The 26,544-nt window shown below is 70.1% G+C and carries 28 protein-coding genes; 13 read left to right on the top strand and 15 right to left on the bottom strand.

Annotation, left to right across the window (positions count from 1 at the left end; translation table 11 throughout):
* Nucleotides 1-29: 29 nt before the first annotated feature.
* Entirely contained in the window at nucleotides 30-815 is a 786-nt protein-coding gene (locus tag ACYVLJ_RS38660; RefSeq protein WP_451979466.1) for an electron transfer flavoprotein subunit beta/FixA family protein, read from the bottom strand.
* Between the two features lie 244 nt (nucleotides 816-1,059).
* Here ACYVLJ_RS38660 and ACYVLJ_RS38655 point away from each other — a divergent pair, with 244 nt between their 5' ends.
* Nucleotides 1,060-1,905 (top strand): DegV family protein, encoded by an 846-nt coding sequence (locus tag ACYVLJ_RS38655; protein WP_451979463.1) that lies wholly within the window; start codon nucleotides 1,060-1,062, stop codon nucleotides 1,903-1,905.
* Here ACYVLJ_RS38655 and ACYVLJ_RS38650 read toward each other — a convergent pair.
* A complete protein-coding gene (locus ACYVLJ_RS38650) occupies nucleotides 1,883-2,308 on the bottom strand; it encodes a hypothetical protein (protein ID WP_460442407.1) in 426 nt (141 codons plus the stop codon). The genes ACYVLJ_RS38655 and ACYVLJ_RS38650 overlap by 23 nt on opposite strands.
* Nucleotides 2,309-2,361: 53 nt before the next feature.
* Between ACYVLJ_RS38650 and ACYVLJ_RS38645 the strand changes: the two genes are divergently transcribed.
* The 4 genes from ACYVLJ_RS38645 (at nucleotide 2,362) to ACYVLJ_RS38630 (ending at nucleotide 5,556) form a co-directional block, all read left to right on the top strand.
* Nucleotides 2,362-3,135 (top strand): class I SAM-dependent methyltransferase, encoded by a 774-nt coding sequence (locus ACYVLJ_RS38645; protein WP_460442378.1) that lies wholly within the window; start codon nucleotides 2,362-2,364, stop codon nucleotides 3,133-3,135.
* Nucleotides 3,132-4,637 carry a glycoside hydrolase family 57 protein gene (locus ACYVLJ_RS38640; RefSeq protein WP_460442377.1) on the top strand — a complete coding sequence of 502 codons (1,506 nt, stop codon included), beginning with the start codon at nucleotides 3,132-3,134 and terminating at the stop codon, nucleotides 4,635-4,637. The genes ACYVLJ_RS38645 and ACYVLJ_RS38640 overlap by 4 nt, the downstream gene beginning before the upstream one ends.
* 9 nt (nucleotides 4,638-4,646) lie before the next feature.
* Nucleotides 4,647-5,135, top strand: a complete 489-nt coding sequence (locus ACYVLJ_RS38635) for a glutathione peroxidase (protein WP_451979451.1) — start codon at nucleotides 4,647-4,649, stop codon at nucleotides 5,133-5,135.
* A gap of 214 nt (nucleotides 5,136-5,349) precedes the next feature.
* The gene (locus ACYVLJ_RS38630; protein ID WP_460442376.1) at nucleotides 5,350-5,556 is read left to right on the top strand and encodes a hypothetical protein; all 207 of its coding nucleotides are present in this window, start codon (nucleotides 5,350-5,352) and stop codon (nucleotides 5,554-5,556) included.
* 48 nt (nucleotides 5,557-5,604) lie between these two features.
* Here ACYVLJ_RS38630 and ACYVLJ_RS38625 read toward each other — a convergent pair whose 3' ends face one another.
* Nucleotides 5,605-6,834, bottom strand: coding sequence for a DUF1479 domain-containing protein (locus ACYVLJ_RS38625; RefSeq protein WP_460442375.1), 1,230 nt, complete (start codon nucleotides 6,832-6,834; stop codon nucleotides 5,605-5,607).
* Between the two features lie 88 nt (nucleotides 6,835-6,922).
* Here ACYVLJ_RS38625 and ACYVLJ_RS38620 point away from each other — a divergent pair, with 88 nt between their 5' ends.
* Nucleotides 6,923-8,038, top strand: a complete 1,116-nt coding sequence (locus ACYVLJ_RS38620; protein WP_460442374.1) for an ROK family transcriptional regulator — start codon at nucleotides 6,923-6,925, stop codon at nucleotides 8,036-8,038.
* 63 nt (nucleotides 8,039-8,101) lie between these two features.
* Here ACYVLJ_RS38620 and ACYVLJ_RS38615 read toward each other — a convergent pair whose 3' ends face one another.
* Nucleotides 8,102-9,865 (bottom strand): glycoside hydrolase family 2 protein, encoded by a 1,764-nt coding sequence (locus ACYVLJ_RS38615; RefSeq protein ID WP_460442373.1) that lies wholly within the window; start codon nucleotides 9,863-9,865, stop codon nucleotides 8,102-8,104.
* A 125-nt stretch (nucleotides 9,866-9,990) separates the two neighbouring features.
* Here ACYVLJ_RS38615 and ACYVLJ_RS38610 point away from each other — a divergent pair, with 125 nt between their 5' ends.
* On the top strand, nucleotides 9,991-11,268 hold the full coding sequence (locus ACYVLJ_RS38610) for a glycosyltransferase family 4 protein (protein WP_451979436.1): 1,278 nt from the start codon (nucleotides 9,991-9,993) through the stop codon (nucleotides 11,266-11,268).
* Between the two features lie 42 nt (nucleotides 11,269-11,310).
* On the opposite strand, the gene ACYVLJ_RS38605 is transcribed toward ACYVLJ_RS38610, so the two are convergent.
* The 3 genes from ACYVLJ_RS38605 to ACYVLJ_RS38595 all read right to left on the bottom strand — a co-directional run bounded on the left by ACYVLJ_RS38605 (nucleotide 11,311) and on the right by ACYVLJ_RS38595 (nucleotide 12,514).
* Entirely contained in the window at nucleotides 11,311-11,439 is a 129-nt protein-coding gene (locus ACYVLJ_RS38605) for a hypothetical protein (RefSeq protein ID WP_460442372.1), read from the bottom strand.
* Nucleotides 11,440-11,558: 119 nt separating this feature from the next.
* Nucleotides 11,559-12,002 carry a hypothetical protein gene (locus tag ACYVLJ_RS38600; protein ID WP_460442371.1) on the bottom strand — a complete coding sequence of 148 codons (444 nt, stop codon included), beginning with the start codon at nucleotides 12,000-12,002 and terminating at the stop codon, nucleotides 11,559-11,561.
* 53 nt (nucleotides 12,003-12,055) lie between these two features.
* Nucleotides 12,056-12,514 (bottom strand): nuclear transport factor 2 family protein, encoded by a 459-nt coding sequence (locus ACYVLJ_RS38595; RefSeq protein ID WP_460442370.1) that lies wholly within the window; start codon nucleotides 12,512-12,514, stop codon nucleotides 12,056-12,058.
* Nucleotides 12,515-12,597: 83 nt separating this feature from the next.
* Between ACYVLJ_RS38595 and ACYVLJ_RS38590 the strand changes: the two genes are divergently transcribed.
* Nucleotides 12,598-13,131 (top strand): TetR/AcrR family transcriptional regulator, encoded by a 534-nt coding sequence (locus tag ACYVLJ_RS38590; RefSeq protein WP_460442369.1) that lies wholly within the window; start codon nucleotides 12,598-12,600, stop codon nucleotides 13,129-13,131.
* Here the strand turns inward: ACYVLJ_RS38590 and ACYVLJ_RS38585 are convergent.
* The 5 genes from ACYVLJ_RS38585 to aceA form a co-directional block, all read right to left on the bottom strand.
* A complete protein-coding gene (locus ACYVLJ_RS38585; RefSeq protein WP_460442368.1) occupies nucleotides 13,122-13,976 on the bottom strand; it encodes a hypothetical protein in 855 nt (284 codons plus the stop codon). The genes ACYVLJ_RS38590 and ACYVLJ_RS38585 overlap by 10 nt on opposite strands.
* Before the next feature lie 9 nt (nucleotides 13,977-13,985).
* Nucleotides 13,986-14,477: a SigE family RNA polymerase sigma factor gene (locus ACYVLJ_RS38580; protein WP_460442367.1), complete on the bottom strand. Its 492-nt coding sequence runs from the start codon at nucleotides 14,475-14,477 to the stop codon at nucleotides 13,986-13,988.
* A gap of 84 nt (nucleotides 14,478-14,561) precedes the next feature.
* Complete coding sequence (locus tag ACYVLJ_RS38575) at nucleotides 14,562-15,284, bottom strand: thioredoxin domain-containing protein (protein ID WP_460442366.1); 723 nt, start codon at nucleotides 15,282-15,284, stop codon at nucleotides 14,562-14,564.
* A gap of 167 nt (nucleotides 15,285-15,451) precedes the next feature.
* A complete protein-coding gene (gene aceB, locus ACYVLJ_RS38570; protein ID WP_460442365.1) occupies nucleotides 15,452-17,059 on the bottom strand; it encodes a malate synthase in 1,608 nt (535 codons plus the stop codon).
* 96 nt (nucleotides 17,060-17,155) lie between these two features.
* Entirely contained in the window at nucleotides 17,156-18,436 is a 1,281-nt protein-coding gene (gene aceA / locus ACYVLJ_RS38565; RefSeq protein WP_460442364.1) for an isocitrate lyase family protein, read from the bottom strand.
* A gap of 229 nt (nucleotides 18,437-18,665) precedes the next feature.
* Here aceA and ACYVLJ_RS38560 point away from each other — a divergent pair, with 229 nt between their 5' ends.
* On the top strand, nucleotides 18,666-20,090 hold the full coding sequence (locus tag ACYVLJ_RS38560; protein ID WP_460442363.1) for a short-chain fatty acyl-CoA regulator family protein: 1,425 nt from the start codon (nucleotides 18,666-18,668) through the stop codon (nucleotides 20,088-20,090).
* On the opposite strand, the gene ACYVLJ_RS38555 is transcribed toward ACYVLJ_RS38560, so the two are convergent.
* Together ACYVLJ_RS38555 and ACYVLJ_RS38550 are read right to left on the bottom strand one after the other, a co-directional pair.
* A complete protein-coding gene (locus ACYVLJ_RS38555; protein ID WP_460442362.1) occupies nucleotides 20,080-21,066 on the bottom strand; it encodes a hypothetical protein in 987 nt (328 codons plus the stop codon). The two genes, ACYVLJ_RS38560 and ACYVLJ_RS38555, sit on opposite strands and share 11 nt — an antisense overlap.
* On the bottom strand, nucleotides 21,063-21,554 hold the full coding sequence (locus ACYVLJ_RS38550; protein ID WP_460442361.1) for a SigE family RNA polymerase sigma factor: 492 nt from the start codon (nucleotides 21,552-21,554) through the stop codon (nucleotides 21,063-21,065). The genes ACYVLJ_RS38555 and ACYVLJ_RS38550 overlap by 4 nt, the downstream gene beginning before the upstream one ends.
* An 89-nt stretch (nucleotides 21,555-21,643) precedes the next feature.
* Between ACYVLJ_RS38550 and ilvA the strand changes: the two genes are divergently transcribed.
* Both ilvA and ACYVLJ_RS38540 read left to right on the top strand, forming a co-directional pair.
* Nucleotides 21,644-22,900, top strand: a complete 1,257-nt coding sequence (gene ilvA, locus ACYVLJ_RS38545) for a threonine ammonia-lyase IlvA (protein ID WP_451979396.1) — start codon at nucleotides 21,644-21,646, stop codon at nucleotides 22,898-22,900.
* Nucleotides 22,901-22,920: 20 nt separating this feature from the next.
* Nucleotides 22,921-23,484 carry an NADAR family protein gene (locus ACYVLJ_RS38540; protein ID WP_460442360.1) on the top strand — a complete coding sequence of 188 codons (564 nt, stop codon included), beginning with the start codon at nucleotides 22,921-22,923 and terminating at the stop codon, nucleotides 23,482-23,484.
* Nucleotides 23,485-23,565: 81 nt separating this feature from the next.
* On the opposite strand, the gene ACYVLJ_RS38535 is transcribed toward ACYVLJ_RS38540, so the two are convergent.
* Nucleotides 23,566-24,270 carry a FadR/GntR family transcriptional regulator gene (locus ACYVLJ_RS38535; RefSeq protein ID WP_460442359.1) on the bottom strand — a complete coding sequence of 235 codons (705 nt, stop codon included), beginning with the start codon at nucleotides 24,268-24,270 and terminating at the stop codon, nucleotides 23,566-23,568.
* Between the two features lie 75 nt (nucleotides 24,271-24,345).
* On the opposite strand from ACYVLJ_RS38535, the gene ACYVLJ_RS38530 reads away from it, so the two are divergent.
* Both ACYVLJ_RS38530 and ACYVLJ_RS38525 read left to right on the top strand, forming a co-directional pair.
* Nucleotides 24,346-25,221 (top strand): carbon-nitrogen hydrolase family protein, encoded by an 876-nt coding sequence (locus ACYVLJ_RS38530; protein ID WP_460442358.1) that lies wholly within the window; start codon nucleotides 24,346-24,348, stop codon nucleotides 25,219-25,221.
* Complete coding sequence (locus ACYVLJ_RS38525) at nucleotides 25,218-26,540, top strand: APC family permease (RefSeq protein ID WP_460442357.1); 1,323 nt, start codon at nucleotides 25,218-25,220, stop codon at nucleotides 26,538-26,540. Before ACYVLJ_RS38530 ends, ACYVLJ_RS38525 begins: the two co-directional genes overlap by 4 nt.
* Nucleotides 26,541-26,544 lie beyond the last annotated feature (4 nt).

The following is a 26,544-nucleotide window of genomic DNA, read 5'->3' as shown; positions in this document are numbered from 1 at the left end:
GGTTCTTGTTCCTCCTCGAAGAGCCGTTGTCAGATGAGCTTCTGGCCGACCAGGTACTCGGCGACCTTCGTGCCGCCGTCACCCTCGTCCTCGACCTTCTCGCCGGCGGTGCGCGGCGGCTTCGGCGAGGATTCGGTCACGGTGGACCACGCGTTGCCGAGGCCGACCTCGCCCGCGTCGACGCCCAGGTCGGCGATGGTGAAGGTCTCGACCGGCTTCTTCTTCGCGGCCATGATGCCCTTGAACGACGGGTAGCGCGGCTCGTTGATCTTCTCGCCGACGCTGACCACGGCGGGCAGGTTCGCCTCGAGGTGGGTGAGGCCGTCTTCGGTCTCGCGGGTGGCCTTGATGGTCGACCCGTCGACGCTCAGCTCGCGCACGTAGGTGACCTGCGGCAGGCCCAGCAGCTCGGCGAGGATCGCCGGGACGGCGCCGCCGCGGCCGTCGGACGACTCGTTGCCGGCGATGACCAGGTCGAAGCCTTCGACCTTCTGGATCGCGGCGGCGAGCACCTTGGCGGTGGCGATCGCGTCGGAGCCGTGCAGCGCCTCGTCGGAGACGTGGATGGCCTTGTCGGCGCCCATGGACAGCGCCTTGCGGATGGCGTCGGTCGCGCGGTCCGGGCCCACCGAGATCACGGTGACCTCGCCCTCGCCGGCTTCCTTGATCTTCAGCGCCTCTTCAACGGCCTTCTCGTTGATCTCATCGAGCACGGCGTCGGCGGATTCGCGGTCAAGGGTGTGGTCGGACCCGTTGAGCTTCCGCTCCGAGTAGGTGTCCGGTACCTGCTTGACCAGGACGACGATGTTGGTCATGGGTCTGCTTCGACCTCCCGGTTCGTGGCCCGCGGTCGACCACGGGACAGTGCTCTACTGGCCGGTAGATTAGGGCCAATCGGCGCGCAGGACCCGCCGAGGTGACGCCATTCACCTGGATGCGCAATCTAATGGGACCATCGTCCCGGTAGTCGACCGGTTACCCCGCCCGAACCGCCGTTCGTCCGATCGGACCAACCGCGGCCTACTCCCAGTAGGTCGTGAGGAGTTAACCTCCCGCACCATGCCCGCGCGCATCGCCGTCATCACCGACTCGAGCTCCTGCTTGCCCGACATCGTCGCCTCCCGCTGGGCCATCGGCGTCGTCCAGATCCAGCTGAACATGGGTGGTCAGTTCGACGACGAAAACCGCTTCGACCGCGAGAAGGTCATCGACGCACTGAGAGCCGGGGAAATCCTCACCACCTCGCCCCCGGATCCGGGGGCGTTCTTCTGGACGTACCAGGAAGCGGCCGCCTCGGGCGCGACCGCCATCGTCAGCGTCCACATCTCCGGTCGCATGTCCGACACCGTCCGCGCGGCCCGGGAGGCCGCCCAGCAGGTCCGCATCCCGGTGCACATCCTCGACAGCCGCACCACCGGCATGAGCCTCGGCTTCGCCGCGATCTCCGCGGCCCGGGCGGCCGCCGCCGGCGCGGACGCCGGCCGCGTCATCGAAGCCGCCGAACGCCGGTGCTTCACGAGCACCGAGTTCATCTACGTCGACACCCTGGAGTACCTCCGCCGCGGCGGGCGGATCGGCGCCGCGCAGGCGATGCTCGGCAGCGCGTTCTCGATCAAACCGCTGCTCACGGTCAAGGACGGCGAGGTCGCGCCGCTCGCCCGCGTCCCCGGCACGCGGCGGGCGCTGGCCAAGATGGTCGACCTCGCGGTGAAGAAGTCCGGCGGCTTCCGCGCCGACATCGCGGTGACCCGCTTCGGCGCCAGCGACCACGAGCTCGAAATCGGCCGGCAGATCGAACGCCGGGTGCCGGCGATGGCCGAGAGCATGGTCGTCGAGGCGAGCACGGTCATCGGCGCGCACCTCGGCCCCGGCGCGCTCGGCATCACGGTGTCGCCGGTGTACTGACCCGGCGTCCCGGAACGGCCAGGAGCACGAGCGGCACCAGCACGGTGAGCCCCGTCAGCCCGATGATCAGCACCTGGTCGATCAGTTCGAAGTGCCCGACGTGCCCGACGTGGTAGACGAAGTGCGGAAGGCCGTAGAGCAGCGCCGCGACCGAAGCCAGACGGGCAGCGGCTGTGGTACCGATCACTGCGGCGCCGATCAGCGTCGCCGCGAGCGCCAGGTTGAGGCCGCCGAAGTCGCGCAGGAGGTGCTCGTTGAAGGCGCCGTCCATCGAGACCCAGCCCGTGCGGACGCCAGGAAAGTCCTGGTAGAAGCCGGTTGGAGTGATCAAAGGCCACAGGCCGATCGGAACCTCGACGAGGCCGAAGACGATGAACAGTACGCGGGTGATTGTCCGTTGCATGACCACGGAACGAGACGGCCGGGCCGGACGTGACACCCGCTAGGGTCGCGCAGGTGACCACCCCAGCCACCCGCGCGGAGGCGCTGCACCTGACCGGCGAGCGGACCGTCCCCGGCATCGCCGAGGAGAATTACTGGTTCCGCCGCCACGAGGCCGCGTACCTCGCTCTGCTGCCCCATTGCGCGGACGCGACGGTGCTCGAGGCCGGCTGCGGCGAGGGCTACGGCGCGAGCCTGCTCGCGACGAAGGCCCGCCGGGTGCTCGCGCTGGACTACGACGTCCCGACCACTGAGCACGTCGCCCGCCGCTACCCCGAGGTCGCCGTCGCACGGGCGAACCTGGTGCACCTGCCGGTGCGCGACGGCGTGGTCGACGTCGTGGCCAACTTCCAGGTCATCGAGCATTTGTGGGACCAATCCGGGTTCCTCGCCGAGTGCCGGCGGGTGCTGAAGCCGGGCGGACGCCTGCTGGTCACGACGCCGAACCGGCTGACCTTCACCCCGGACAGTGACACGCCGCTCAACCCGTTCCACACCCGCGAGCTGGCGCCGGCCGAGCTGGCCGGACTGCTCACCGACGCTGGATTCGCCATCGAGACGCTGCACGGCCTGCACCACGGCGACGACGTGCGCACGCTGGACGAGCGGTACGGCGGCTCGATCATCGACGCCCAGCTCGACGTGGTCATAGGCGAACTGCCCGGCCAGGCTGTCTGGCCCGAGGCGCTGCTCGCCGACGTCGCCGCGATCGAGGCGACGGGTTTCGCCATCCACGGCGACGACCTCGACGCCAGCCTCGACCTGGTCGCCGTGGCGGTGCGCCGATGAGCGAAGGCACTTTTTGCCTGGTCCTGCACAGCCACCTGCCGTGGCTGCCGCACCACGGGAGCTGGCCGGTCGGCGAGGAATGGCTCTACCAGGCGTGGGCGCATTCCTACCTGCCGATGGTCGACCTGCTGGAGCGGTTCGCCGCCGAAGGCCGTCAGGACGTCCTGACGCTGGGCGTCACGCCGGTGCTCGCCGCGCAGCTCGACGACCCGTACAGCATCCGGGCGTTCCACGACTGGCTCGGCCACTGGCAGCTGCGCGCCCAGCACGCGTCGACGCTTTGGTCGGATGATCCGCTCCTTCGCGAACTCGCGGCAGCCGAGCACCGGACCGCCGTCCGTGCGGCCGAGGAGCTCGGCACCCGCTGGCGGCACGGCTTCTCCCCCATCCTGCGGTCGCTGGTCGACAGTTCGACGATCGAACTGCTTGGCGGCCCGCTGGCCCACCCCTTCCAGCCGCTGCTCGACCCGCGGGTGCGCGAGTTCGCGCTGAACGCCGGCCTCGCCGACACGGCGCTGCGGGTCGGATCGCGCCCCGAGGGGATTTGGGCGCCGGAGTGCGGCTACGCGCCTGGTATGGAAAAGGACTACGAGGCCGCCGGCGTGCGGCGGTTCATGGTCGACGGGCCGTCGTTGCGCGGCCGGACCTGGGCGGCGCGGCCGATCGGCGAAAGCGACGTGGTCGCTTTCGGACGAGACCTCGAAGTCACCTACCGCGTGTGGTCACCGAAGGCCGGATACCCAGGTCACGCCGCCTATCGCGACTTCCACACCTGGGCGCACGAGGTCGGGCTCAAGGCGTCCCGCGTCACCGGCAAGACGGTCGAGCCGCCGGACAAGGCGCCGTACGACCCGTCACTGGCCGCGGACGTGCTGGGGCTGCACGTCAAGGATTTCGTCGACACCGTCGTGACGCGGCTGCGTTCGCTCAAGGCACAACACGGGCGTGAGACGCTCGTTGTCGCCGCGTACGACACGGAGCTGTTCGGCCACTGGTGGCACGAAGGACCGGCCTGGCTGGAGGGCGTGCTGCGCGCACTGCCCGAAGCCGGCGTCCGGGTGACGACGCTCAAGGGCGCCCTCGACGCCGGGCTCGTCGGCGAGCCGATCGACCTGCCCGCGTCGTCGTGGGGGTCGGGCAAGGACTGGCGCGTCTGGGACGGCGAGCAGGTCAAGGACATGGTCGACGCCAACGCGGCCCTGCAGGAACGGTTGCTCTCGCTCGTGGCCGGTTTGCCGACCACGGCCCGCGACACGGTCGCCGACCAGGCCGTGGCCGAGGCGATGCTGGCACTGCAGAGCGACTGGGCGTTCATGGTCACCAAGGACTCGGCCGCGGACTACGCGCGTCGTCGCGCGGCGGTGCACACCGAGCGCTTCGACGCCTTGGCCGGGTTGCTGCGGCGCGGCGACCGGGCGCGAGCCGAGGAGCTCGCGGCCGCTTACCGCGCCGACGACGGACCGTTCGGGCACCTCGACGCCCGGGCACTGAAGCACGACTGAGAGGAACTCATGGGGATCCACGAAATTCCGGTCAAGACCCTCGACGGGCAGGACAGCTCGCTCGGCTCGCTCGCCGGCAAGGTGCTGCTCGTGGTCAACGTCGCGTCGAAGTGCGGCCTGACCCCGCAGTACTCCGGCCTCGAGCGGCTGCAGGAACGCTTCGGCGGCCAAGGCTTCTCCGTCGTCGGTTTTCCGTGCAACCAGTTTGCCGGCCAGGAGCCGGGCAGCGCGGAGGAGATCCAGACGTTCTGCTCGACGACCTACGGCGTCACGTTCCCGCTGTTCGAGAAGATCGACGTCAACGGCGAGGATCGGCACCCGTTGTACGCCGAGCTGACCAAGACGGCCGACGCCGACGGCGAGTCCGGCGACGTCCAGTGGAACTTCGAGAAGTTCCTCGTCGGCGCCGACGGCGAGATCCTGGCCCGCTTCCGGCCGCGCACCGAGCCCGAGGACGAGAAGGTCGTCAAGGCCATCGAAGCGGCGCTCCCGGCGTGACGAAGGCGAGGGACGGCTATCCCCCGCCCTTCCCGGAGTTCACCGGATCGACGGACTCCTGCGACCATCCGGGTATCACGGAAACCGAATCGAAATGATTCCCATGAGCCGGTAGATCGAATCCCGGGTGATCACCCTGCCGTTTTCCGTTCACCGCACCGAATACTTTTCACGACGCCAATCCGGCGCCGAAGTGCGGAGAAGGGATCATGGGATGACTACCTCCAGACGCCGGGCCGCGCTGGCCGCGTTCCCCGTGGCGCTCGGGCTGCTGCTGGCCGGTCCCGCGGTGGGCACCGCGTCGGCCACGCCGTCGTCCGACGCCGCCGGCCAGGCCCGCCAGTGCATCCTGTGCGTGGGCGACCACCATCACCACGGGCACATCCACCTGCTGGGCCTGCACCTCGGACTCTGGCTCTAGCTTCCGGACACGCCGGGGCGGCGTGCGACCGCCCCGGCGCGTCACCGTTCACAAGCCGAGCTGCTCGCGGCCGACCGCGGTGAGGTCGTCGATCGTGGCGCGGCCGGTCCAGTTCACTTCGTAGTCTTCGGGCGCGAAATCGCCCGGGCTTGCACCCGCGAGAAACGCGCGGCCGCATTTCTCGGCGTAGGCCGCGTTCTTCGCGCAATGCGGGCTCGCCGGGATGTACATGACGTTTCCCCAGCGGGCCGGATTGGTGCCGTCGGCGACCGAGTGGATGACATCGCCGTGCCACCAGACCGTGTCGCCCGGCTCGACGTCCGGGATCGAGGTCTGCGCGGGCAGCAGGTCGGCGTGGTACTTGTCGCTCACCGGCAGGGCCTGGCCGTTGATCGCGCCACAGAGGTCGTCTTCGGGGATGTCGTCCTGCAGCGCGCGAAGGAGCACGTAGACGATCGCCGACGGGATCGGGACCACGTGCAGCACACCGTCGCCCTGGCGCATTTCCGACAACGCCGTCCACCCCTGGAAGGTGCGGAAGGCCGAGCACATCACCGTCGACGGATATTCGTCGACTTCGGTGCGATAGGCGCCGTCCCACGGGTCGTAGGCCCGCCAGTTGCCGTCGAAGACGTGGCGGAAGACCCGCTGGTACGCGGGCAGCAGCCAGCGCTCGACCGAACCGGAGTCGGTGTGGGCGGACAGGCCCAGCGACGCCGAACCCGGCGCGCGGCGGCGGATGCGGTCCGGGTAGGCCGTGTCGCGATCGGGGTCGAACCAGACGTGGCCTTCGGACTCGTGCCGCCAGAAAGAGTTGAGGAATCGCCGGACGGTGACCATGTGCTCGTGCTGGCGGGCCTGGATCTGCGGCTTCGACCAGTAGACCGGGTAGATCTGCGGCTGGCTCGAAGCGAGGCCGGCGAAGACGTCGTCGGCCGGGCCCTGGTAGGTCCCGGCGAAGTCGTTGTCGGCGAGGTACGCGGCGAGTTCGGCGTCCCAGGCTTCGGCCGTTTCGCGCGCGAAAGTGCCTTTGACGACGGCGCAGCCGCGGCGCCGGATGGCGTCGAGCGTCCGCTGCGGAACGGTCCCGTCGGCGATGTCGCGATAACGGACGACGGGATAGGCGTCCTGGTCGGCGGCGACGGCGTCGACCTCCCGTCGCATCCGATCGCGGACTTCGGCGAACACTCCGGCGACGTCTCCGATCCGGGCGCGCAGTTCGCGCTTGGTCCGCGAGATGGCCTCGGACATGTTCGCGGGCAGCTCTGTGGTCGTCATCGATGTCCTCGCGATCTTTTGGTTAGGACTCCTTACTAGAATGTCCCGGCTACGGTAGCCCCTGACCGATCCCGCGACAAGAGGTGCGATGACCGACCCCGACCGGCCGCTTCCGCGCCTGGCGATGCTGCGGGCGATCACCGACCGCGCGGTGCTCGACCAGGTCTTCGTCCACGGGCGGACCACGCGCGCCGAGCTCGCCGCGACCACCGGGATCTCGAAGCCGACCATCTCCGAGTCCGTCCGCCGGCTGGAGAACGCGGGCGCGTTGCGCGCCACGGGCACCGACCAGACCGGCCGCCGCGGCCGGATCGCCACGTTCTACGAGCTGGCCGCCGACGCCGGCCGGGTCGTCGCCGCGGAGGTCAACCAAGAAGGCATCCGGACGGTGACGACCGACCTGATCGGAACGGTCCTGGCCACCGATCGCCGCCGGCCGGACGACCGACCGGTCACCACCGCGGTGCGGGAAGCCGTCGCCGCGGCGGGCGACGCCGGGTCCGGACCGGTGCGGGCGACCGCTATCTCGGTGGCCAACCCGGTCGACCCGGTCACGCACGAGGTCGTCGCGCTGCCGGGGTCGCCGTTTCCCGAAGGGAGCCTCCGCGCCGACGAGATCGGACGGCACGTCCTCCTCGACAACGACGTCAACTTCTCCGCATTGGCCGAGCGACGGGAGGGCGCGGCGCGGGAGGCGAAGAGTTTCGCCTACGTCTACATCGGCGCCGGGCTCGGAGTCAGCCTCTACGTCGGCGACCAGCTCGTCCGGGGCGCGCACGGGCTGGCGGGCGAGATCGGCTACCTGGACAGCTCGGGTTCGACGCTCGCTTCAGCGCTCGCCGACCAAGGTTTCGGCAGGTCGGACGCGCCTTCACTGGACGTCGGCGCGATTTTGACCACGCTCGACCAAGCGGACGGCGATGCCGTGGCCGCCGAACGACTACGGCTCCTCGGCGCGACGCTCGGACGGGCCGTGGCCGCGATCTGCACCATCGTCGATCCCGATCTGGTGCTGCTGGGCGGGCCCGCGGGGAGCCGTCCTGGGCTCGTCGCCGAAATCCGGCGAACGGTCCACGCGGCTGCGCCGGGACCGGTCCGGATCGAGCCCGGGGCGGTGACCGACTCGGCGGCGCTCCGCGGGGCGCTGTTGTCGGCGCTCGACCACGGACGAGACAGCCTGGTCAGGGCTGTCGGCGAAAGCTGACCACGCCGTTTCCGCCGCACGACCTGCCGAGGCGCTACTGCCGGGGATCGGCGACGACGGCTCTCAAGCCGAGCCGACGTCGATCACCGCTCGTGCGCACTTCGCGACGACCGCCGGGTCCACTTTGACGACCTGGCGGTCGTAGGTCAGCAGGCCGTTGACCTCGTTTTCGACATCGGTCGTCTGGGTGTACACGGCACCGGACAGACCGCGCTCCAGCACCACTCGCTCCAAATCAGCGCTCACCTCCGCGTAGCGCTCGGTGAGCCGCTCGCGTGTCGGCGTCATCTCATACGCGTTCGGCGGGCCGGGCCAGCAGTGGCCGTCCAGCACCAGACCGAGGCCGCCGTACTCACCGTCGACGATCGCGCGGGCGTCCGCGACCGTCGGGGTGCCCGGGCCGACGTACGTGTGGTCGTCGTAGACGTCGCCCGCACCGGAGTCCGGGCGGGAAAAGCAGCAGTTGACGCCGCTGTTCGCGATCACCAGCCGGGTCGGGTCGAGCTTCTTGACCAGTTCCGCGACACGGGCCGTGTCGAACTCGCCCCAGCCCTCGTTGAACGGCACCCAGCCGACGATCGACGGGACGGCCCGAAGCTGTGTGATCATTTTGATCAATTCCGCCTCGAACCGCTCCTGCGCTCGTGGGACCGGGTCCGGCGCGATCCCGGGCGGGCCGTCGAACGAGAACGTCAGCGACGGCATGTCCTGCCAGACGACCAGGCCCAGCGTGTCGGCCCAGAAGTACCAGCGCGCCGGCTCGACCTTGACGTGCTTGCGGACGAAGTTGAAGCCCAGTTCCTTCGTCTTTTCGAGGTCGAACCGCAGCGCGTCGTCGGTGGGCGCCGTCGAAATGCCGTCCGGCCAGTAGCCCTGGTCGAGCGGGCCGTGCAGGAAGGTGATCCGGCCGTTGAGCGCGATCCGCGGGCGGCCCTCGGCGTCCGGAAGCAGGCTGATGGTCCGGAGTCCGGCGTAGCTGCCGACGTCGTCCGAAACCACGCCATGCCGGTCGAGGAGCTGGACGCGCACGGTATAGAGGTGCGGGTCGTCGGGGGTCCAGAGGCGTGGTTCGGGAACGTCCACGCGTACCGCCGTCCCGGCTTCACCCGAGCTACGCGCGACTTCGCCGTCCGTGGTCGAAATGATGACCACGACTTCAGAACCGCCGGTGACCTGGGGGAACACCGCCACGCCGCTGAGGTCCGGGGTCAGGTCCAAGCGTTCGACGCGTGCCTCGGGCACCGGCTCGAGCCACACCGTTTGCCAGATTCCGGACGACGCCGTGTAGCAGATCCCGCCGGGCGCGTTGCGCTGCTTTCCGATCGGGAAGGTCTCGATGTCGGTGCGGTCCTCGGCGCGGACGGTCAGCTCCTGTGGTCCCGACGAGCGCAGGACGTCGGTGATGTCCGCACTGAACGCCGTGTAGCCGCCTTCGTGCGTCGCGACCAGCTGGTTGTTGACCCACACCTTCGCCGTCTGGTCGACCGCGCCGAAGTGCAGCAAGACTCGTGAGCCTTGCCAGTCCGCGGGGATCTCGACCAGGCGCCGGTACCAGAGGACTTCGTCGCGTCGTCCGATTCCCGACAACGCCGACTCCGGCGGGAACGGGACCAGGATCCGCTCGGCATAGCCGGACGGCCGTGGTTCGTCCGGCGACGACGGCCAGCCCGCGTACTCCCAGACGCCGTTGAGGTTCAGCCAGCGCGGCCGCGTCAGCTGCGGCCGCGGGTACTCGGGCAGCGCGTTGTCGGGGCCGGCCTCGCCGGTCCACGGGGTCGGCAGGGGCGGGTCGAGCCGGCGCCAGCCGGTGTCCTCCGGTGCAGTCATCCCCGCCGATGGTGGCAGAGATCGACGGGCTCGCCAGTGATTCGAGTCACAACGCCCGGCGCATCTAGCCGGTCGGCTAGCCCGGGCGCCGCCGGAGCCTTCCGACTCGCGAGTAACCTCTGCGCATGCGTGTGCTGATGCTGTCCTGGGAGTACCCGCCAGTGGCCATCGGTGGCCTGGCCCGGCACGTGCACGCGCTCGCCACCCACCTGGCCCGGCAGGGTCACGAAGTCGTCGTGCTGTGCCGGCACGCCGCCGGCACGGACGCCGGGACGCACCCACGCACCGATCGCGTCGTCGAGGGCGTGCGGATCATCCGGGTCGCCGAGGACCCGATGCACGTCACGTTCGAGCGCGACCTCGTCGCCTGGACGCTGGCCATGGGGCACGCCATGGTCCGCGCCGCCAATGACCTCCTGCGCGGCTGGCAGCCCGACGTCGTGCACGCGCACGACTGGCTGGTCGCGCATCCGGCCATCGCGATCGCCGAGGCCGCGCGGGTGCCGCTGGTCGGCACGATCCACGCGACCGAAGCCGGGCGGCATTCCGGCTGGCTGTCGCATCCGCTGAACCAGCAGGTTCACTCGGTCGAGTGGTGGCTGGCCAACCGGGCCGACGCCCTGATCACCTGCTCGCAGGCCATGCGCCGCGAGGTCGCGCACCTCTTCGAAGTCGAGGCCGACGACGTCACGGTGATCCACAACGGCATCGAGGAACGAGGCTGGCAGGTGCCGGCGAAGGAGATCGCCCGCGCGCGCGAGATCTACAGTCCGGCCGGGGCGCCGCTGTTGCTCTATTTCGGGCGGCTCGAGTGGGAGAAGGGCGTGCAGGACCTCCTGGCCGCGCTCCCCCGCATCCGGCGCCGCCATCCCGGCACGCGCGTGGTCGTTGCCGGAAAAGGACGACACTTCGACGAGCTGGTCGAACAGTCGCGGAAGCTGCGGGTGCGGCGCGCGGTCGACTTCGTCGGGCACCTGTCCGACCGCGACCTGCGCGCGGCACTGGCCGCCGCCGACGCCGTCGTGCTGCCCAGCCGGTACGAGCCGTTCGGGATCGTCGCGCTGGAGGCCGCGGCCGCGAAGGCGCCGCTGGTGGCGTCGACGGCCGGTGGGCTGGGCGAGGTCGTGGTGCACGGCGAGACCGGGCTGGCGTTCAGCCCCGGCGATGTCGCGGAACTGGCCAACTCGGTGACAGCGGTGCTCAGCGACGCGGGTGCCGCGGCGAAGCGCGCGAAGGCGGCGCAGTCCCGGCTGGCCGCGGACTTCGACTGGGGCCGGATCGCCGAGGCGACCGCCGCCGTCTACAAGCGGGCCAGGCCGGGCGAGCCGGTCGAGTTGCCGCGGCCGAAAATCGCCACCGGTAACGCCTTCGAGCCGGTCGCGGCCGGGGTTCCCGACCTGTAGACCGTGGGCGACAGCGTTCCGGAACTGTAGGTAGCGGCCCGCTCAGAAGTGGCAGGGCCGGACGCAGTCCGGGTGGGCCGCGGTGGGTGCGGCCGTGGTCACGACGGCGCCGAACGAAAACGACAACACGACGAACACGGTAGCGACGAACGCTCTCAACCTGCTGCTCATGGGGGCTCCTCGAGAAGATCGGCGCACGGACGCGCCTCGCAGCGAGCATCCGCGTCGCTCCCCGGGCAAACAATAAGCGGAACACTACGGGCCGGTACCCATTCGCCTTCCGTGACCAGTCACCGGACACTGGTCAGGAGGCGGACGCGGACCTGCTCCCGCAGTGGTCCGTACGACGACAACGCCTCCCGGGCGCGCTCGGTGAACGCCGGGCGCTCCTCGGGCGGCGGCAGCTTGGCCGGGCGCATTGCCGAAAACACGCCACCGACGATCTCCTCGACGCTCAACCGGTCGTCATACGCGACGACCTGGGAATCGACCGCGTAACCCGCTGCTGTGAGGGCGTCCGCGCAGCCTGGTCGAGCATCGCCGGTACCGGGTCCATGCCCAGCACCGCGCCTACCCGGGGGCCAGGACCCGGGTGAGCTGGCCGGTGCCGCAGCCGAGTCGAGGACGACGTCGTCGCGCGCCAGTGCGAACGTCGTCGCCAGCGCGTCCGCCACCTCGGGTGAGTAGCCGCTGCGGAGCTCGCTCACTTCGCCGCCGAACGCCGGTGTTGTCATGGCGTCGACCATGCCCGTGGCAACAGCCGCAGGAGGTTCCGCTGCGGGCGGACTCAGAAGACCGGCAGCAGAACGCCGTGTTCGGACTCCGGGCGAGGGCCGAAGATCCGGCGATCCGCCTCCGCGATCGGGACGTCGTTGATGCTGGCCTCCCGTCGCCGCATCAGGCCTTCGTCGCTGAACTCCCACAGCTCGTTGCCGTAGCTGCGGAACCACTGGCCGCCGGCGGTGCGGGACTCGTACTGGAACCGGACGCCGATGCGGTTGCCGCGGAAACCCCACAGCTCCTTGCGCAGGGCGTAGTCCAGCTCGCGCTCCCACTTCGCTGTCAGGAACCTGACGATTTCGGCGCGCCCGACGACGTGCTGGTCGCGATTGCGCCACACCGAATCCTCCGTGTACGCCAGCGAGACCTGCTCCGGGTCACGAGTGTTCCACGCGTCCTCGGCGGCCTGGACCTTCTGGCGGGCGGTGTCCTCGTCGAACGGCGGGAAGGGCGGACGTGGGGTCATGGGATCTCTCCTCGGTCGGATGGAGAACGTACGTTCTCCGCTAGCCTAGAGAACGCTCATTCTCCGCACCAGAGGCAGGTGACATGACTCCCACGGAGGCGACCGACCGGCTCCTGAAGGCCGCCGAGGAGCTCTTCTACGCCCACGGCGTCCAGGCAGTCGGGATGGACGCCGTCCGCACGCGCTCGGGCATCTCGCTCAAGCGGCTCTACCAGACGTTCCCGGCGAAGAACGACCTGGTCGAGGCCTATCTCCGGCGCCGTGACGAGCGTTGGCGGCGGTCGTTGCGCGAATTCGTCCACGCCCGCGGCGACGACCCGCTCGCCGTGTTCGACTGGCTGCGGGACTGGTTCTCCGAGCCGGGCTTCCGCGGCTGCGCGTTCATCAACTCGTTCGGCGAGTTCGGCGAACCGGCGCCGGGCGTCGCGGGGGCGATCCGCGAGCACAAGGATCAGGTCCGGGCTTATCTCCGTGGTCTGGTTTCCTACCAAACCCTCGCTGACCAGCTGTTTTCCCTGGTCGAGGGCGCGACCGTGCTCGCCGCGATCACCGGTGACCCGGGTGAGGCGAGCACGGCCCGCGAAGCCGCGAAGATCCTTTTGGCCGCTCAGGGGTAAAGCGTCAGCCCCGGGTCCAGCGCGATTGCCTTCAACTGGGCGAGGCTCAGGGGCGGCGACGGCATGTCCGGCGGCCGCTTCAGCTTCGCGCTGCTGGCGATGTTCTCCGCCTCGAGGATGACGCCCGTGCCGTCGGGTTTGGTGACGTTCACCTGGTTGGCCGTCGCCTGCCCGGGCACGCTGAACGTCAGCGCGACGATCTTTTCGTCGTGCGGCCCGACCGTCCGGTCACAGCTGCCCCCCGCACCGTCCGGGATGATGCAGTCGGTGGCGGGCGTGGCGTTGCCGCCGAGCCGGGTGACGATCGCCCAGACGTTGCCCTTGCCCGCCTCGCCGGCCGTCGTCGCCGCGGCCTTGAAGTAGTCCTCGCCGCCGCTGCACGAGCCTTCGTACGGCACCCGTCCGGAAAACACGTGGTAGAAGGTCAGCGGCCCGTGCTGCTTGCCCTTCGGGTACTCGCCCCCGGCGTGCGGCTGAAGCTTCGTCCCGGCCGCGACTCGCTGCTCGACGGCGGCAGTGAGGATCCCGCTGAGCCGGTTCGCCGCGACGTCGGCGGTCTCCGGGATCGGCGCGCCGGTCTGCGGCGGGAAGGGATCGTGGGCGCACGGGTCGGGCGACGCGGACGGCGAGCTCCCGGGCATCACCGCCGCTCCCCCGGGTTCACCGGGCGCGAACACGACTGTCGCGACGACGGCCACCGTCGCAACGCTCACGCCCGCGGCCGTCCACGGGATCGCCACCCTCCGCACCCGCGCACGGCGGCGTTCGCGGTCCAGCACCGCGTCGACGTCCACAGTGGACGGTGGCACGGCACCGATCGCCGCGTCGAACTGGTCCTTGCTCATGGCCCTCCTTCAGTTCCTGCTCGCGGCGACGAGCGCGCGCAGCGAGTCGAGCCCGCGCGCGGTCTGGCTCTTCACGGTTCCCGGCGAACACTCGAGGATCTCGGCGGTCTCCTCGACCGAAAGGTCGCAGTAGTAGCGCAGCACCACCGCGGCCCGGCGTCGCGGCGGCAGCGCCTCGAGCAGTTCGAGCAGCCCGAGCCGTTCGACGACGTCGTCGCCGGGCAGCGCGACCGGCTCCGGCACCGTCTCCGCCGGTTCCTCCCGCCGCCAGGCCCGGGCCTTCTCGTCGAGCCACGTCCGCACCAGGATCCGGCGCACGTAGGCGTCGACTTGCGTCATCCGCCGGGCCCGCGGCCAGTGCCGGTACAGCTTGCCGATGGTGATCGACACCAGGTCGTCGGCGAGGTGCCAGTCCCGGCACAGCAGGTAGGCCGTCCGGCGCAGGACGTCCATCCTCGCCGTGACGTAGTCGCGGAACCCCGCCTCTTCCGGCCGCTTCACGTGTTCCTCCTCGTCGCCCCCACACCGTGTCCAACGGGGTCGGCGGGCGCCGGGGTTGCCCGGCGGGTGAAATCCGGGCGAGGGTCAGTGACAGCGGTAGTCGAGCTGTTCGTCCCAGTCGACGCCGCGGCCGGCGGGGGTGAGGTCGAACAGGTTCCACACCGGTTCGAGCGTGCCGAGGTGACGCGGGTCCTGGTCGGGCTCGGCGGGCGCGTAGAGCAGCTCCGAGCCCCAGAAGTGCCGGATGCCGTCGTCGCCGCGGTGGAAGACGTTGACCATCGGCCGCGGGCTGCCGTCGGGGGTCTCGGCGTGGTAGTCGCGGCTGAACGTCGTGCCCGCGCAGGAGAACAGCCGCAGCCGGCGCCAGCCGCGTTCGGCGGCGAACGTCGTCAGGTGCTCGATGGGCGCCCGGGCGACGACGGCGAAGTCCGCGTGCGGCGCGACGTGCTCCGCGGCGCCTTCCAGCTGGTCGAGCAACGCCGTGCACGACGGGCACGGGCCCGCGTCGAGGGGCAGCTTCGCACTGTCGCCCGACGTCGGGCCGGGACGGTCGTCGTCGGGGTCCCGCGGGAACATGAAGTGGTAGACGATCAGCGAGTCGTTGCCCGGAGAGAAAAGGTCCGACAATCGGACGTCTCCCCTGACACCCTGGAAGACGTAGTCCTCGGGCACCAGGCCGCCGGGTGGGAGGGCCCGGCGCTGCTCGGCGACCGCCTCCATCTCGTGACGCAAGGCGGCTTCCCGATCCAGCAAGCGGTCCCGCGCGGCGCGATATTCGGGCGTCTCACCCGGGAAGCTCAGGCTCATGCGAAGGAAAGTACGCCGAAATCGGCCCGACGACGGGGAGCCACCGTCGTCAGGCCGATTTCGGACCACACCATCCCTGGGTGTGGATCCGGCCGCCCCTCGTCAGGTAGGGGCGGCCGGGGCTCGAAGCGCTCGTTACCGCTGAGAGCGCATCGAACGCAGCCCTGCTACCGGGCGTCCGTGAGGTACCGCGCGTAGGCACCCGTGGTGAGGAAGCTCGGCAGCTTCTCGCCCAGCGCGGTCTCGGTGAAGATCGCATACGCGTCGTCGAGGCGATTGCCTTCGCCGAGCTCCGCGCGGACCGACGCCAGCTCGTCGTCCAGGTACTCGACCGCCAGCTCGCGGGTCAGCGCCGTGCCGTCCTCGAGCTTCGTGCCGTTGCGGATCCACTGCCAGACCTGGCACCGCGCGATCTCCGCGGTCGCCGCGTCCTCCATCAGGTTGTGGATCGCCGCCGCGCCGGTGCCGCGCAGCCACGCGTCGACGTAGCGCAGCGCGACGTTGATGTTGGCGCGCACGCCCGCTTCGGTGACCTCGCCGCCGGCGCTGGCCACGTCGAGCAGGTCCTCGGTGGTGACGTGGACGTCCTCGCGCAGCTTGCCGAGCTGGTTGGGCCAGCCGCCGAGCACGTTGTCGAACACCTCGCGGCAGATCGGGACCAGGCCCGGGTGCGCGACCCACGAGCCGTCAAAACCGTCGCCGGCCTCGCGTTCCTTGTCCGCGCGGACCTTCTCGGCGGCGATCTCGTTGACCGACGGGTCCTTGCTCGGGATGAACGCGGCCATGCCGCCGATGGCGTGCGCGCCGCGCTTGTGGCAGGTGCGCACCAGCAGCTCCGTGTAGGCCCGCATGAACGGCACGGTCATCGTGACCTGCGCGCGGTCCGGCAGCACGAAGTCGGCGCCGTGCGCGGCGAAGTTCTTGATGAGGCTGAAGATGTAGTCCCAGCGGCCGGCGTTGAGACCCGCGGCGTGCTCGCGCAGCTCGTAGAGGATTTCGTCCATCTCGAACGCGGCGGTGATCGTCTCGATCAGCACCGTGGCGCGGATCGTGCCACGCGGGATGCCGAGTTCGCGCTGCGCCAGCAGGAAGACGTCGTTCCAGAGCCGCGCTTCGAGGTGGTTCTCGAGCTTCGGCAGGTAGAAGTACGGGCCGACGCCGCGGGCCAGCAGCTGGCGCGCGTTGTGGAAGAAGAACAGGCCGAAGTCGACCAGGCTCGCCGACACCGGGCGGCCGTCGATGCGGATGTGCTTCTCCACCAGGTGCCAGCCGCGGGGCCGCGCGACGATCGTCGCGGGGTCGTCGCCGATCGTGTAGCGCTTGCCGGCCTCGGTGGTGAAGTCGATGTTGCGGCGGATCGCGTCGTAGAGGTTGATCTGGCCGTCGATGACGTTGTGCCACGTCGGCGACGTCGCGTCTTCGAAGTCCGCCAGCCAGACCTTCGCGCCGGAGTTCAGCGCGTTGACCGTCATCTTGCGGTCGGTCGGGCCGGTGATCTCGACGCGGCGGTCCTCCAGGCCCGGCGCCGTCGGGGCGACCTGCCACGACTGGTCGTCGCGCACCCGGCGCGTCTCGGGCAGGAAGCCGAGCGGCTTCTCCCCGGACTGCAGTTCTTCGCGCCGCGTGCGGCGGGCGTCGAGCAGCTCGCGGCGGCGACCGGCGAACGTGTTGTCCAGCTTGGCCAGGAAGTCGAGCGCCGCCGGGGTGAGGATCTCCGCGAACCGGCCGTCGACCTCGCCGGTGACCTCGATGCGGTAGTTCAGCCGATCAACCATGGGGTGCCTCCGCGAGCTTGTGCAGGGAAGGAAAGAAAGGGAGGGACGCGGCCTGACGACGCCGAGGGGGGCGACGTCGTCAGACCGCGGCCGGGATCAGTGGAACTGGGCTTCTTCGGTGGAGCCCTTGAGCGCCGTGGTGGAGCTCTCCGGGTTCAGCGCCGTCGCGACCTGGTCGAAGTAGCCGGTGCCGACCTCGCGCTGGTGCTTGGTCGCGGTGTAGCCGCGGCTCTCCGAAGCGAACTCGCGCTCCTGCAGGTCGACGTAGGCGGTCATGCCCTCGCGGGCGTAGCCGTGCGCCAGGTCGAACATCGAGTAGTTCAGCGCGTGGAAGCCGGCCAGCGTGATGAACTGGAACTTGTAGCCCATGTGGCCGAGCTCGCGCTGGAACTTCGCGATCGTCGCGTCGTCCAGGTGCTTCTTCCAGTTGAACGACGGCGAGCAGTTGTAGGCCAGCATCTGGTCCGGGAACTTCGCCTTGATCGCCTCGGCGTACTTGCGCGCCACCTCGAGGTCCGGCTCGGAGGTCTCCATCCAGAGCAGGTCGGCGTACTGGGCGTAGGCCAGGCCACGCTCGATGCAGGGCTCGATGCCGTTGCGGACCTCGTAGAAGCCCTCGGCGGTGCGGCCGCCGGTGAGGAACTGCTGGTCACGCTCGTCGACGTCGCTGGTCAGCAGGGTCGCGGCCTGCGCGTCGGTGCGGGCGACGATCAGCGACGGCACGCCGGCCACGTCCGCGGCGAGGCGGGCGGCGTTCAGCGTGCGCTCGTGCTGCTTGGTCGGGATGAGGACCTTGCCGCCGAGGTGGCCACACTTCTTCTCGGACGCGAGCTGGTCTTCCCAGTGCACGCCCGCGGCGCCGGCCGCGATCATGCCCTTCATCAGCTCGAACGCGTTGAGCGGGCCACCGAAGCCGGCCTCGGCGTCGGCGACGATCGGGGCGTACCAGTCGATGTCGGTGTTGCCCTCGGCCCAGTTGATCTGGTCGGCGCGGCCCAGCGCGTTGTTGATGCGGCGGACGACGGCCGGGACCGAGTTGGCCGGGTAGAGGCTCTGGTCCGGGTAGGTCTGGCCGGACAGGTTGGCGTCGGCCGCGACCTGCCAGCCGGACAGGTAGATCGCCTGCAGGCCCGCGCGGACCTGCTGGACGGCCTGGTTGCCGGTGAGGGCGCCCAGCGCGTGCACGTAGTCCTCGGTGTGCAGGAGGTCCCACAGCTTCTCCGCGCCTCGGCGGGCCAGGGTGTGCTCCTCGACGACGCTGCCGCGCAGCTTGACGACGTCCTCAGCCGAGTAGGAGCGCTGCACGCCCGCCCAGCGGGGGTCGTTCGCCCACTGCGCGGCCAGCTCCGCGGCCGCCTGCTTGGCCTGTTCCGTCATCGGTTCTCCCGGTGTTGCGAAGTTTGCGATTGCTCGCCTTGCCTGGGTTCGACCCTGACATGCCAGCGAAAATCTGGTCCAGTCGTCCAAGTTGCCAATTTGTGCGAAGGGTCCGTAGCCTCTTTGCAAAGGTTGTGAATCGCCCGGTTCGCAACTGGGCGAAAATCCGCGTTCTTGACCGTTCACGTAACCGTTCAGGACCGGAAACCTTCCGGAGAGGCAGGCAAGAATGGAGAAGACTTTCGCCGGAGCGCGGTTGCGCCATCTGCGCGAAAGCCGGGCGATGAGCCAGGCCGACCTCGCTCGTGTGCTGGAGATCTCACCCAGCTACCTCAACCAGATCGAGCACAATTCGCGCCCGCTGACGGTCCCGGTGCTGCTGCGGATCACGCAGGCGTTCGGCGTGGACACCGAGTTCTTCGCCAACAACGACACGTCCCGGCTGGTCGCCGACGTCAAGGAAGCCCTGCTCGACGAGGTCCTCGGCGTCGACGTCACGACCAGCGAGCTCAACGAGCTGGCCACGAACCTGCCGGCCATCGCGCAGGCCCTGGTCAAGCTGCACCGCAGCTACCGCAACGCCGTCGAAAGCACCGCGGCTTTGACCACGGAAAACGGCCTGGGCCTGCACGGAAGCGCCGCAGCGCCGCTGCCGCACGAGGAGGTCCGCGACTTCTTCTACGAGCGCGAGAACTATGTCGCCGAACTGGACGAACGCGCCGAGAAGATGGCCAACGACATCCCCCTGCAGCGCGGCCAGGTCCTCGGCGCGCTCAAGGAACGGCTTTGGCAGCGCTACGGCGTCGAGGTCACCAGCGAGGGCATCGACGAATCCGCAGGTCAGCAGCACCGCTACGAGCCGGTGACGCGGGTCCTGCGGCTGGCGCCGAGCCTGCGCGTCGGGCAGCAGGCGTTTCGCATGGCTTCGCAGATCGCGCTGCTCGAGTACGACGACCTGATCACCGAGCTGGCAGACTCGTGGGCGTTCTCCGGGCCCGCGGCGCGGTCACTGGCGCGCGTCGGCCTGGCGAACTACTTCGCGGGGGCGCTGATCCTCCCCTATGGACCGTTCCTGGCCACGGCCGAGCGCTTCCGCTACGACATCGAGCGGCTGTGCGACCACTACGGCGTCGGCTTCGAGACCGTGTGCCACCGGCTGTCCACTTTGCAGCGTCCGAAGCAGCGGGGCGTGCCGTTCTCGTTCGTGCGGGTCGACCGGGCCGGGAACATGTCGAAGCGGCAGTCCGCGGCGGGCTTCCACTTCTCTCGTGTCGGCGGCGCGTGTCCGTTGTGGAACATCTACGAGGCGTTCACCCAGCCGGGGAAGATCCTCACCCAAATCGCGACCCTGCCCGACGGCAAGAGCTACTTCTGGATCGCGCGCACGGTGTCGCGCAACATCGGCGGCTACGGCAGCCCCGGCAAGACGTTCACCGTGGGCCTGGGCTGCGAACTGCGCCACGCGGGCCGGCTCGTCTACTCCACAGGTCTCGACCTGGACGAGCCGGCCGCGGCGACACCCATCGGCATGGGCTGCAAAGTCTGCGAACGCCCGGCCTGTTCGCAGCGCGCGTTCCCGACGATCGGCAAGCAGCTGACCGTCGACGAGAACACCAGCACCTTCGTGCCCTACCCGGCGGTGCCTAAGGGCTGATCACGTGGGTGGTCCACTTCGCCTCGTCCGGGCCGAGCAGCGTGATCCGGTTCAGCAGCTCCTGCGCGGTGATGCCCGCGGCCTGCGGGTGGTCGATCCCGACGCAGGCGCGCAGCCCGTTCTTCGTCACACACTGCGGCTCGCCGAGGCCGTCCGTGCGCCCGCCCGGTGGCGCGACGTTGATCGTCACCAGGGCGCCGTTCGCCGAGTACTGCAGCACCAGCCGCCAGGGGACGCCGTCCTGGTCCGGCCGCCGCGACGTGTAGGCGTCGGACAGGTGGAACGACGGCGGAAGGCTCGTGATGCGCAGGGGCAGGGGCACCGCCCGCGGGCCGAACGTCACCTCGCTCGCCACCCGGACCAGCGCCTGCCGCAGGTCCGGCCGGGCGAGGTAGTAGGTGTGCAGCTGGGCCCAGCGGCCGTCCGGGGTCGGCCAGCGCAGGTAGCTGTCGCCGTGGTTGAGGGGGTCGTTCTCGTCGGCCGTGATCCAGTGACCGTCGCGGCCGCCGACCGTCTGCGGGACCTGCTTCGGCGTACCGCTCAGGTCGCGCGGCGTGGCCGGTTCGCGGTCGTCGACCGAGAGCCAGATCATCGGGGACAGGTCGCCGCGGCCGATGGCCAGGACGGTGTCGCCGTGTCCGCCGGCGGCGTACTCGACACCCTTGATCTCCTCCGGCAGCCAGCCGAAACTCGCCTTCGCCACCAGCGGGTTGCCGGTTGGCGACGACGTCGGCGCCACGGGACCGGGCGCGACGGCCACCGTTGCAGGAGCGGGCGCCGGGTCGTGCCGGAACACCGACACCGCCGTCACGCCCCCGGCCACCACGACCGCGGCACAGCCCACGACCAGCGCCGTGGTCCGAATACGACGACGGCGTCCGCCGACCCGGCGCGCGCGGTCGACGTCGATCCGGGGCGGCGGCGCGGGCGACTCGGCCAGTTCCTTCAGCTTCGTGGCCAGTTCGGTGTCGGTCATGCTCGTCCCTCCGTGATCGGCTCGCGCAGCAGCTCGCGAAGGGCGTCCACGGCCTTCGCGGTCTGACTCTTGACGGTGCCCTCGGAGCACCCGAGGGCCTGGGCGGTTTCGGCGACCGGCATGTCGCAGAAGTAGCGGAGGACGACGGTCGCTCGCTGCCGGGCCGGCAGCCGGTTCAGCGCCGCCCGCAGGTCGAGCGCGCTGTCGAGGTCCGGGCCGGGCGCGGGTGGCGGGTCGTGGTCGGCGCCGCGCAGGTCCACCCGCTTCCACCACGACGTCCGCTGTTCGGCCAAGAACGTGTTGACCAGCGTGCGCCGCACGTAGCCGTCGACGTTGTCCGCCCGGGCGGCCCGCGACCAGTTCGCGTAGAGCCGGGTGATCGCCGACTGGACCAGGTCGTCGGCCCGGTGCCAGTCGCCGCAGAGCAGGTACGCGACCTTGCGCAGCCAATCCGACCGTGCGGTCACGTACTCGGTGAAGTCGTTCACCGGCGCCCCCTTGTCCTGTTCGTCACCCCTTTGATGCGCCTGGAGGCCCGGGCGGTTGCCCGGGACGCGCGAGTCGTAGATTCACCGGGGTGCACGACATCGACACGGTGACCGCGGCGACCATCGAAAAGGCCGCCGAGCGGCTGGCCGGGGTGGTGACCCGCACGCCGCTGGAGCCGAGCGCGCGGCTGTCGTCCCGGGTGGACGCGCAAGTCTGGGTGAAGCGCGAGGACCTGCAGACCGTCCGGTCGTACAAGATCCGCGGCGCCTACAACTTCATCGTCCAGCTCGAAGAAGACGTACGCGCTCGCGGCGTCGTCTGCGCCAGCGCGGGCAACCACGCCCAGGGCGTCGCGTACGCGTGCCGGCGGCTCGGCGCGAACGGCCGCGTGTACGTCCCGGGGACCACGCCGCGGCAGAAACGCGAGCGCATCGCGACGCTCGGCGGCGCGCACATCGAAGTCATCGTTGTCGGCGAAACGTACGAAGACGCCTTCGCCGCGGCCAACGAAGACGCTCAGCGAACGGGCGCGACGCTCGTCCCGGCCTTCGACGACGTCCGGACCGTCGCCGGTCAGGGGACGGTCGCGCTCGAAGTGATCGAGCAACTCGGCTTCGTGCCCGACGTCGTGGTGGTGCCCGTCGGCGGCGGCGGACTGCTCGCCGGCGTCGGCAGCTGGCTGCGCGAGCGGCACCCGGAGGTGCGTGTCGTCGGCGTCGAACCCGCGGGCGCCGCGTGCATGGCGGCGGCGCTCTCGGCCGGGCACCCGGTCCGGCTGCCCGAGCTCGACTCGTTCGTCGACGGCGCCGCGGTCCGCGAGGCGGGCGGCGTCACCTACCCGCTGGTCCGCGAGAGCGGCGCCGAGCTGACGGCGGTCGCCGAGGGCGCGGTGTGCACCGAGATGCTGGCGATGTACCAGTCCGACGGCATCATCGCCGAGCCCGCGGGCGCGCTGGCCGCGGCGGCGCTCGGCACCGTCGTCCAGGTCGAGCCGGGGCAGACGGTCGTGTGCCTGGTCTCCGGCGGCAACAACGACGTCAGCCGCTACAGCGAGATCCTCGAACGTTCGCTGATGCACGAAGGGCTGAAGCACTACTTCCTCGTCGGGTTCCCGCAGGAACCGGGCGCACTGCGCCTGTTCGTCGAGCAGGTGCTCGGGCCCGAAGACGACATCACGCGCTTCGAGTACGTCAAGCGCAACAACCGCGAGACGGGCCCGGCGATGGTCGGTGTCGAGATCGCCCGATCATCCGACCTTCCCGGGCTGCTGGCCCGGATGGAGGCGAGCCCGCTGCAGGTCGAACGGATCGAGCCGGGCAGCCCCCTGTTCCACTTCCTGCTCTGAGGACGTGGTCCACTAGGCGGATGGTGAAGGTCGACGGGATCCGCAGTGTCGAGGCGTTGCGCGAAAAGGTCCACGAGGGTGCGGAACCCGAATACCTGCTGTTCTACGGGCACACGCCGACGAAGTCCGGGCGGGTGACCGCGAGCTGCCTGAGCCAGTGGTGGCTCGACCCGTTCGAAGCCGACGGCGTCGTCTACCCGACCGCCGAGCACTACATGATGGCCGGCAAGGCTTCGCTGTTCGGTGACCACGAAAAGGCCGCGCTGATCCGGGAGACGCCCGACCCGAAGACGGCGAAGGTGCTCGGCCGCGAGGTCGCCGGGTTCGACGCCGCAATCTGGGAGCGTCACCGGTTCGACATCGTCGTCGACGGCAACCTGGCGAAGTTCCGGCAACACCGCGACCTGCGCCGGTTCCTGCTCGGCACCGGCGAGGCAGTGCTCGTCGAGGCGTCGAAGAAGGACCTTGTCTGGGGCACCGGCCTCGCCCGCGAGGAGAAGAACGCGACCAAGCCGGACTACTGGCGGGGCCTGAACCTGCTCGGCTTCGCGCTGATGGAGGTCCGGGACCAGCTGCGCGCCTGAGTCACGGCGCCGGGTCTTGCCTCCGGCAGCTGCCTGAGCTGGGCGAACCGAACTCGTGGTCGGGTTCCGACTACGGCGCGGTCAGGCGAGGCCGACGAACATCGTCTGGTGGAGGCCGCGCACGTGCTTCCTCGTCACCCGCGCCGCCGCGTCGGGGTCGCCCGCGGCCAGGGCCTTCACCAGGCGGGCGTGGTCGCGGTTCGACTCGCGCAGCTTGCCCATCGGGTACGGCAGGTAGAACCGGTACAGCTCGGCCAGCACCACCTCGTACTGGCCGACCGCCGCGGCCGGCCCGGGGGCCGCGACCGTCCGGTGGAACTCCGCGTCGAGCTCGTGGAACTCCGCCCAGCCCGCCGCCGTGTCCATCCGGGCGACCAACGTCCGCAGGCGCGCGAGGTCAGGGGCGCGTTTCGCCACGAATTGGACCAAGCCCGCCTCCAGCACCAGGCGGTGGTCGATCAGCTCGTGGACCTCGTCCGCCGACTCGCGGTAGGCGCCGACCTCACGGACTCGCTCGGCCGGCGGGTTTTCGCTCACGAGCGTGCCGCCGCCCCGGCCGCGACGACGTTCGATCAAGCCGTCCTCGGCCAGGGACTCCAGGGCCCGGCGGACGGTGATCTCCGCGACGCCCAGCGCTCGCCCGATCTCGGCGTTCGACGGCAGGCGCTCCCCCGGCTTCAACAGTCCCAGCTCCACGGCGAGCGCGATCCGGGCACGGACGGTGTCCAGCGCGGACAGCCGCCGGATGCCGGTCAGGGCCGGGGCGCTCAGGTCTGCCGTCGCCATGAACCGACCGTACCGCACAAATTGCTCATCTTGAGCACTCTTGTTTAAGTGTTCAAGATGGACTATTTTTCGTCCATGCCGCGCCCTCTGCCGATCGCCCTGGTGCAAGCGCCGCCCCGGCCCGTCAGGGACGGCGGGTTCGCCGGCGAGGTCGAGGACGTCCTTCGCCGATTTCCGGACACGCGCCTGGCCGCCTTTCCGGAGCTGCATCTCTGCGGCGTCGACGGCGAAGGCGACGAACGCACCGAGCAGCTCCGGGCCGCCGCCCAGCCGTTGGCCGGAAAACGAACCAAGGAACTCGGCGAGCTGGCCGGCGACCTGGGCATCTGGCTCGCGCCGGGCACCGTTTGCGAAGAAGGCGACCACGGCGAGCTGTTCAACACCGCCCTGGTCTTTTCGCCGCGAGGCGAGCTGGCCGGCTGGTACCGCAAGGTCTTCCCGTGGCGGCCGCACGAGCCGTACGACCCCGGTGACCGGTTCGTCGTCGCCGACCTGGCCGACGCCGGCCGCGTCGGGTTCTCCATCTGCTACGACGCCTGGTTCCCCGAGGTGACCCGGCACCTCGCCTGGATGGGCGCCGAGCTCGTGCTCAACCCCGTGCAGACCACGACCCCCGACCGTGCCCAGGAGCTCGTCCTCGCGCGGGCGAACGCCATTGTCAACCAGGTCTTCGTCGCCAGCGTGAACACGGCCGGGCCGCTCGGCATGGGTGACAGCCTGCTCGTCGGGCCCGAAGGCGATGTCCTCGGCGCGTTGCCGGGAAACGACCACGGCGTCCTCAGCCGGACGATCGACCTCGACCAGGTGGCGCGCGTTCGGCGCGACGGCACCGCGGGCACCAACCGCATGTGGGCGCAGTTCACCCCCGACGACGCGCCCCTGGACCTGCCGCTCTACCAGGGCCGGATCGAGCCGGACCGCTGGCGGCCACGAGAAGGAGACGACCGATGACCACCACGGCCGCGGCCCCCGCTCTGCAGCGCCGGCTCGGGCTGCCCGGCGTCGTCCTGTTCGGGCTCGCCTACATGGCCCCGCTGATCGTGCTCGGCACTTTCGGCATCGTCGCGACCACGACCGAGGGCACCGTGCCGTCGGCGTACCTGCTCGCTCTGGTCGCCATGCTGTTCACGGCGGCGAGCTACGGGAAGATGGCCGCCACCCACCCCGTCGCCGGCTCCGCCTACACCTATGTCCGGAAAGCGGTCGACGCGCGCGCCGGGTTCCTCGTCGGGTGGGCCGTGCTGCTCGACTACTTCTTCCTGCCGATGGTGATCTGGCTGATCGGCGGCGCCTACCTCTCGGCCGAGTTCCCGGCCGTGCCCAATTGGCTCTGGTTGATCAATTTCATCGCGTTGACGACGATCCTCAACGTGCTCGGCATCAAGATCGCCGAGAAGGCCAACTTCGTGCTCATGGCGTTCCAGCTGCTCGTGATCGGCTTCTTCGTCGTGTTGTCGATCAAGCAGGTGCTGCACGTCGGCGGCTCGCTGGCGAGCACGCAACCGTTCTTCCACACCGGCAGCACGCTGGGCACGATCTCCGGCGGCGCCGCGCTCGCGACGTACTCCTTCCTCGGCTTCGACGCCGTGACGACGTTGACCGAGGAGACGACCGAGCCGCGCAAGACGATCCCGCGCGCCATCCTGCTGACCGCGCTGATCGGCGGCGGCATCTTCATCGTGCTCGCCTACTTCACCCAGCTCGCCCACCCGGGAAGCGCGTTCACCGACGAGTCGTCCGCCGCGTTCGAAATCGCGACGACGATCGGCGGCAACCTCTTCGCGTCGTTCTTCCTCGCCGGTTTGGTCGTCGCGCAGTTCGCGTCCGGGATCGCCGCGCAGGCGAGCGCGTCGCGGCTGATGTTCGCGATGGGTCGCGACGGGGTGCTGCCGCGGATTTTCGGCAAGCTGCAGCCGCGGTTCGCGACGCCGGTGTTCGGCATCGTCCTGACCGGGCTCGTCGGGCTGGTCGCGCTGAGCCTGGACGTCAGCACGTCGACGTCGTTCATCAACTTCGGCGCCTTCACCGCGTTCACGTTCGTCAACGTCAGCGTGCTCGCGACGTGGCTGCGCGACCGGACCGGGAAACGCGTCCTGACCTGGGTGGTCTTCCCGGTGATCGGCGCCGTGGTCGATGTTTGGCTACTGGTCAACCTCGACGGCATCGCGCTGATCTTCGGCCTGGTCTGGCTGGCGATCGGCGTCGTCGTCCTGGCGGCGATCACCCGCGGCTTCCGGCGGCCGCCGCCGGAGATGACCTTCGAGGAGTAGGCGG

The sequence above is a fragment of the Amycolatopsis stemonae genome (assembly GCF_054781455.1).
The sequence above is the reverse complement of the archived record's forward strand: the minus strand, read 5'-3'. Positions and strand labels throughout refer to the sequence as shown.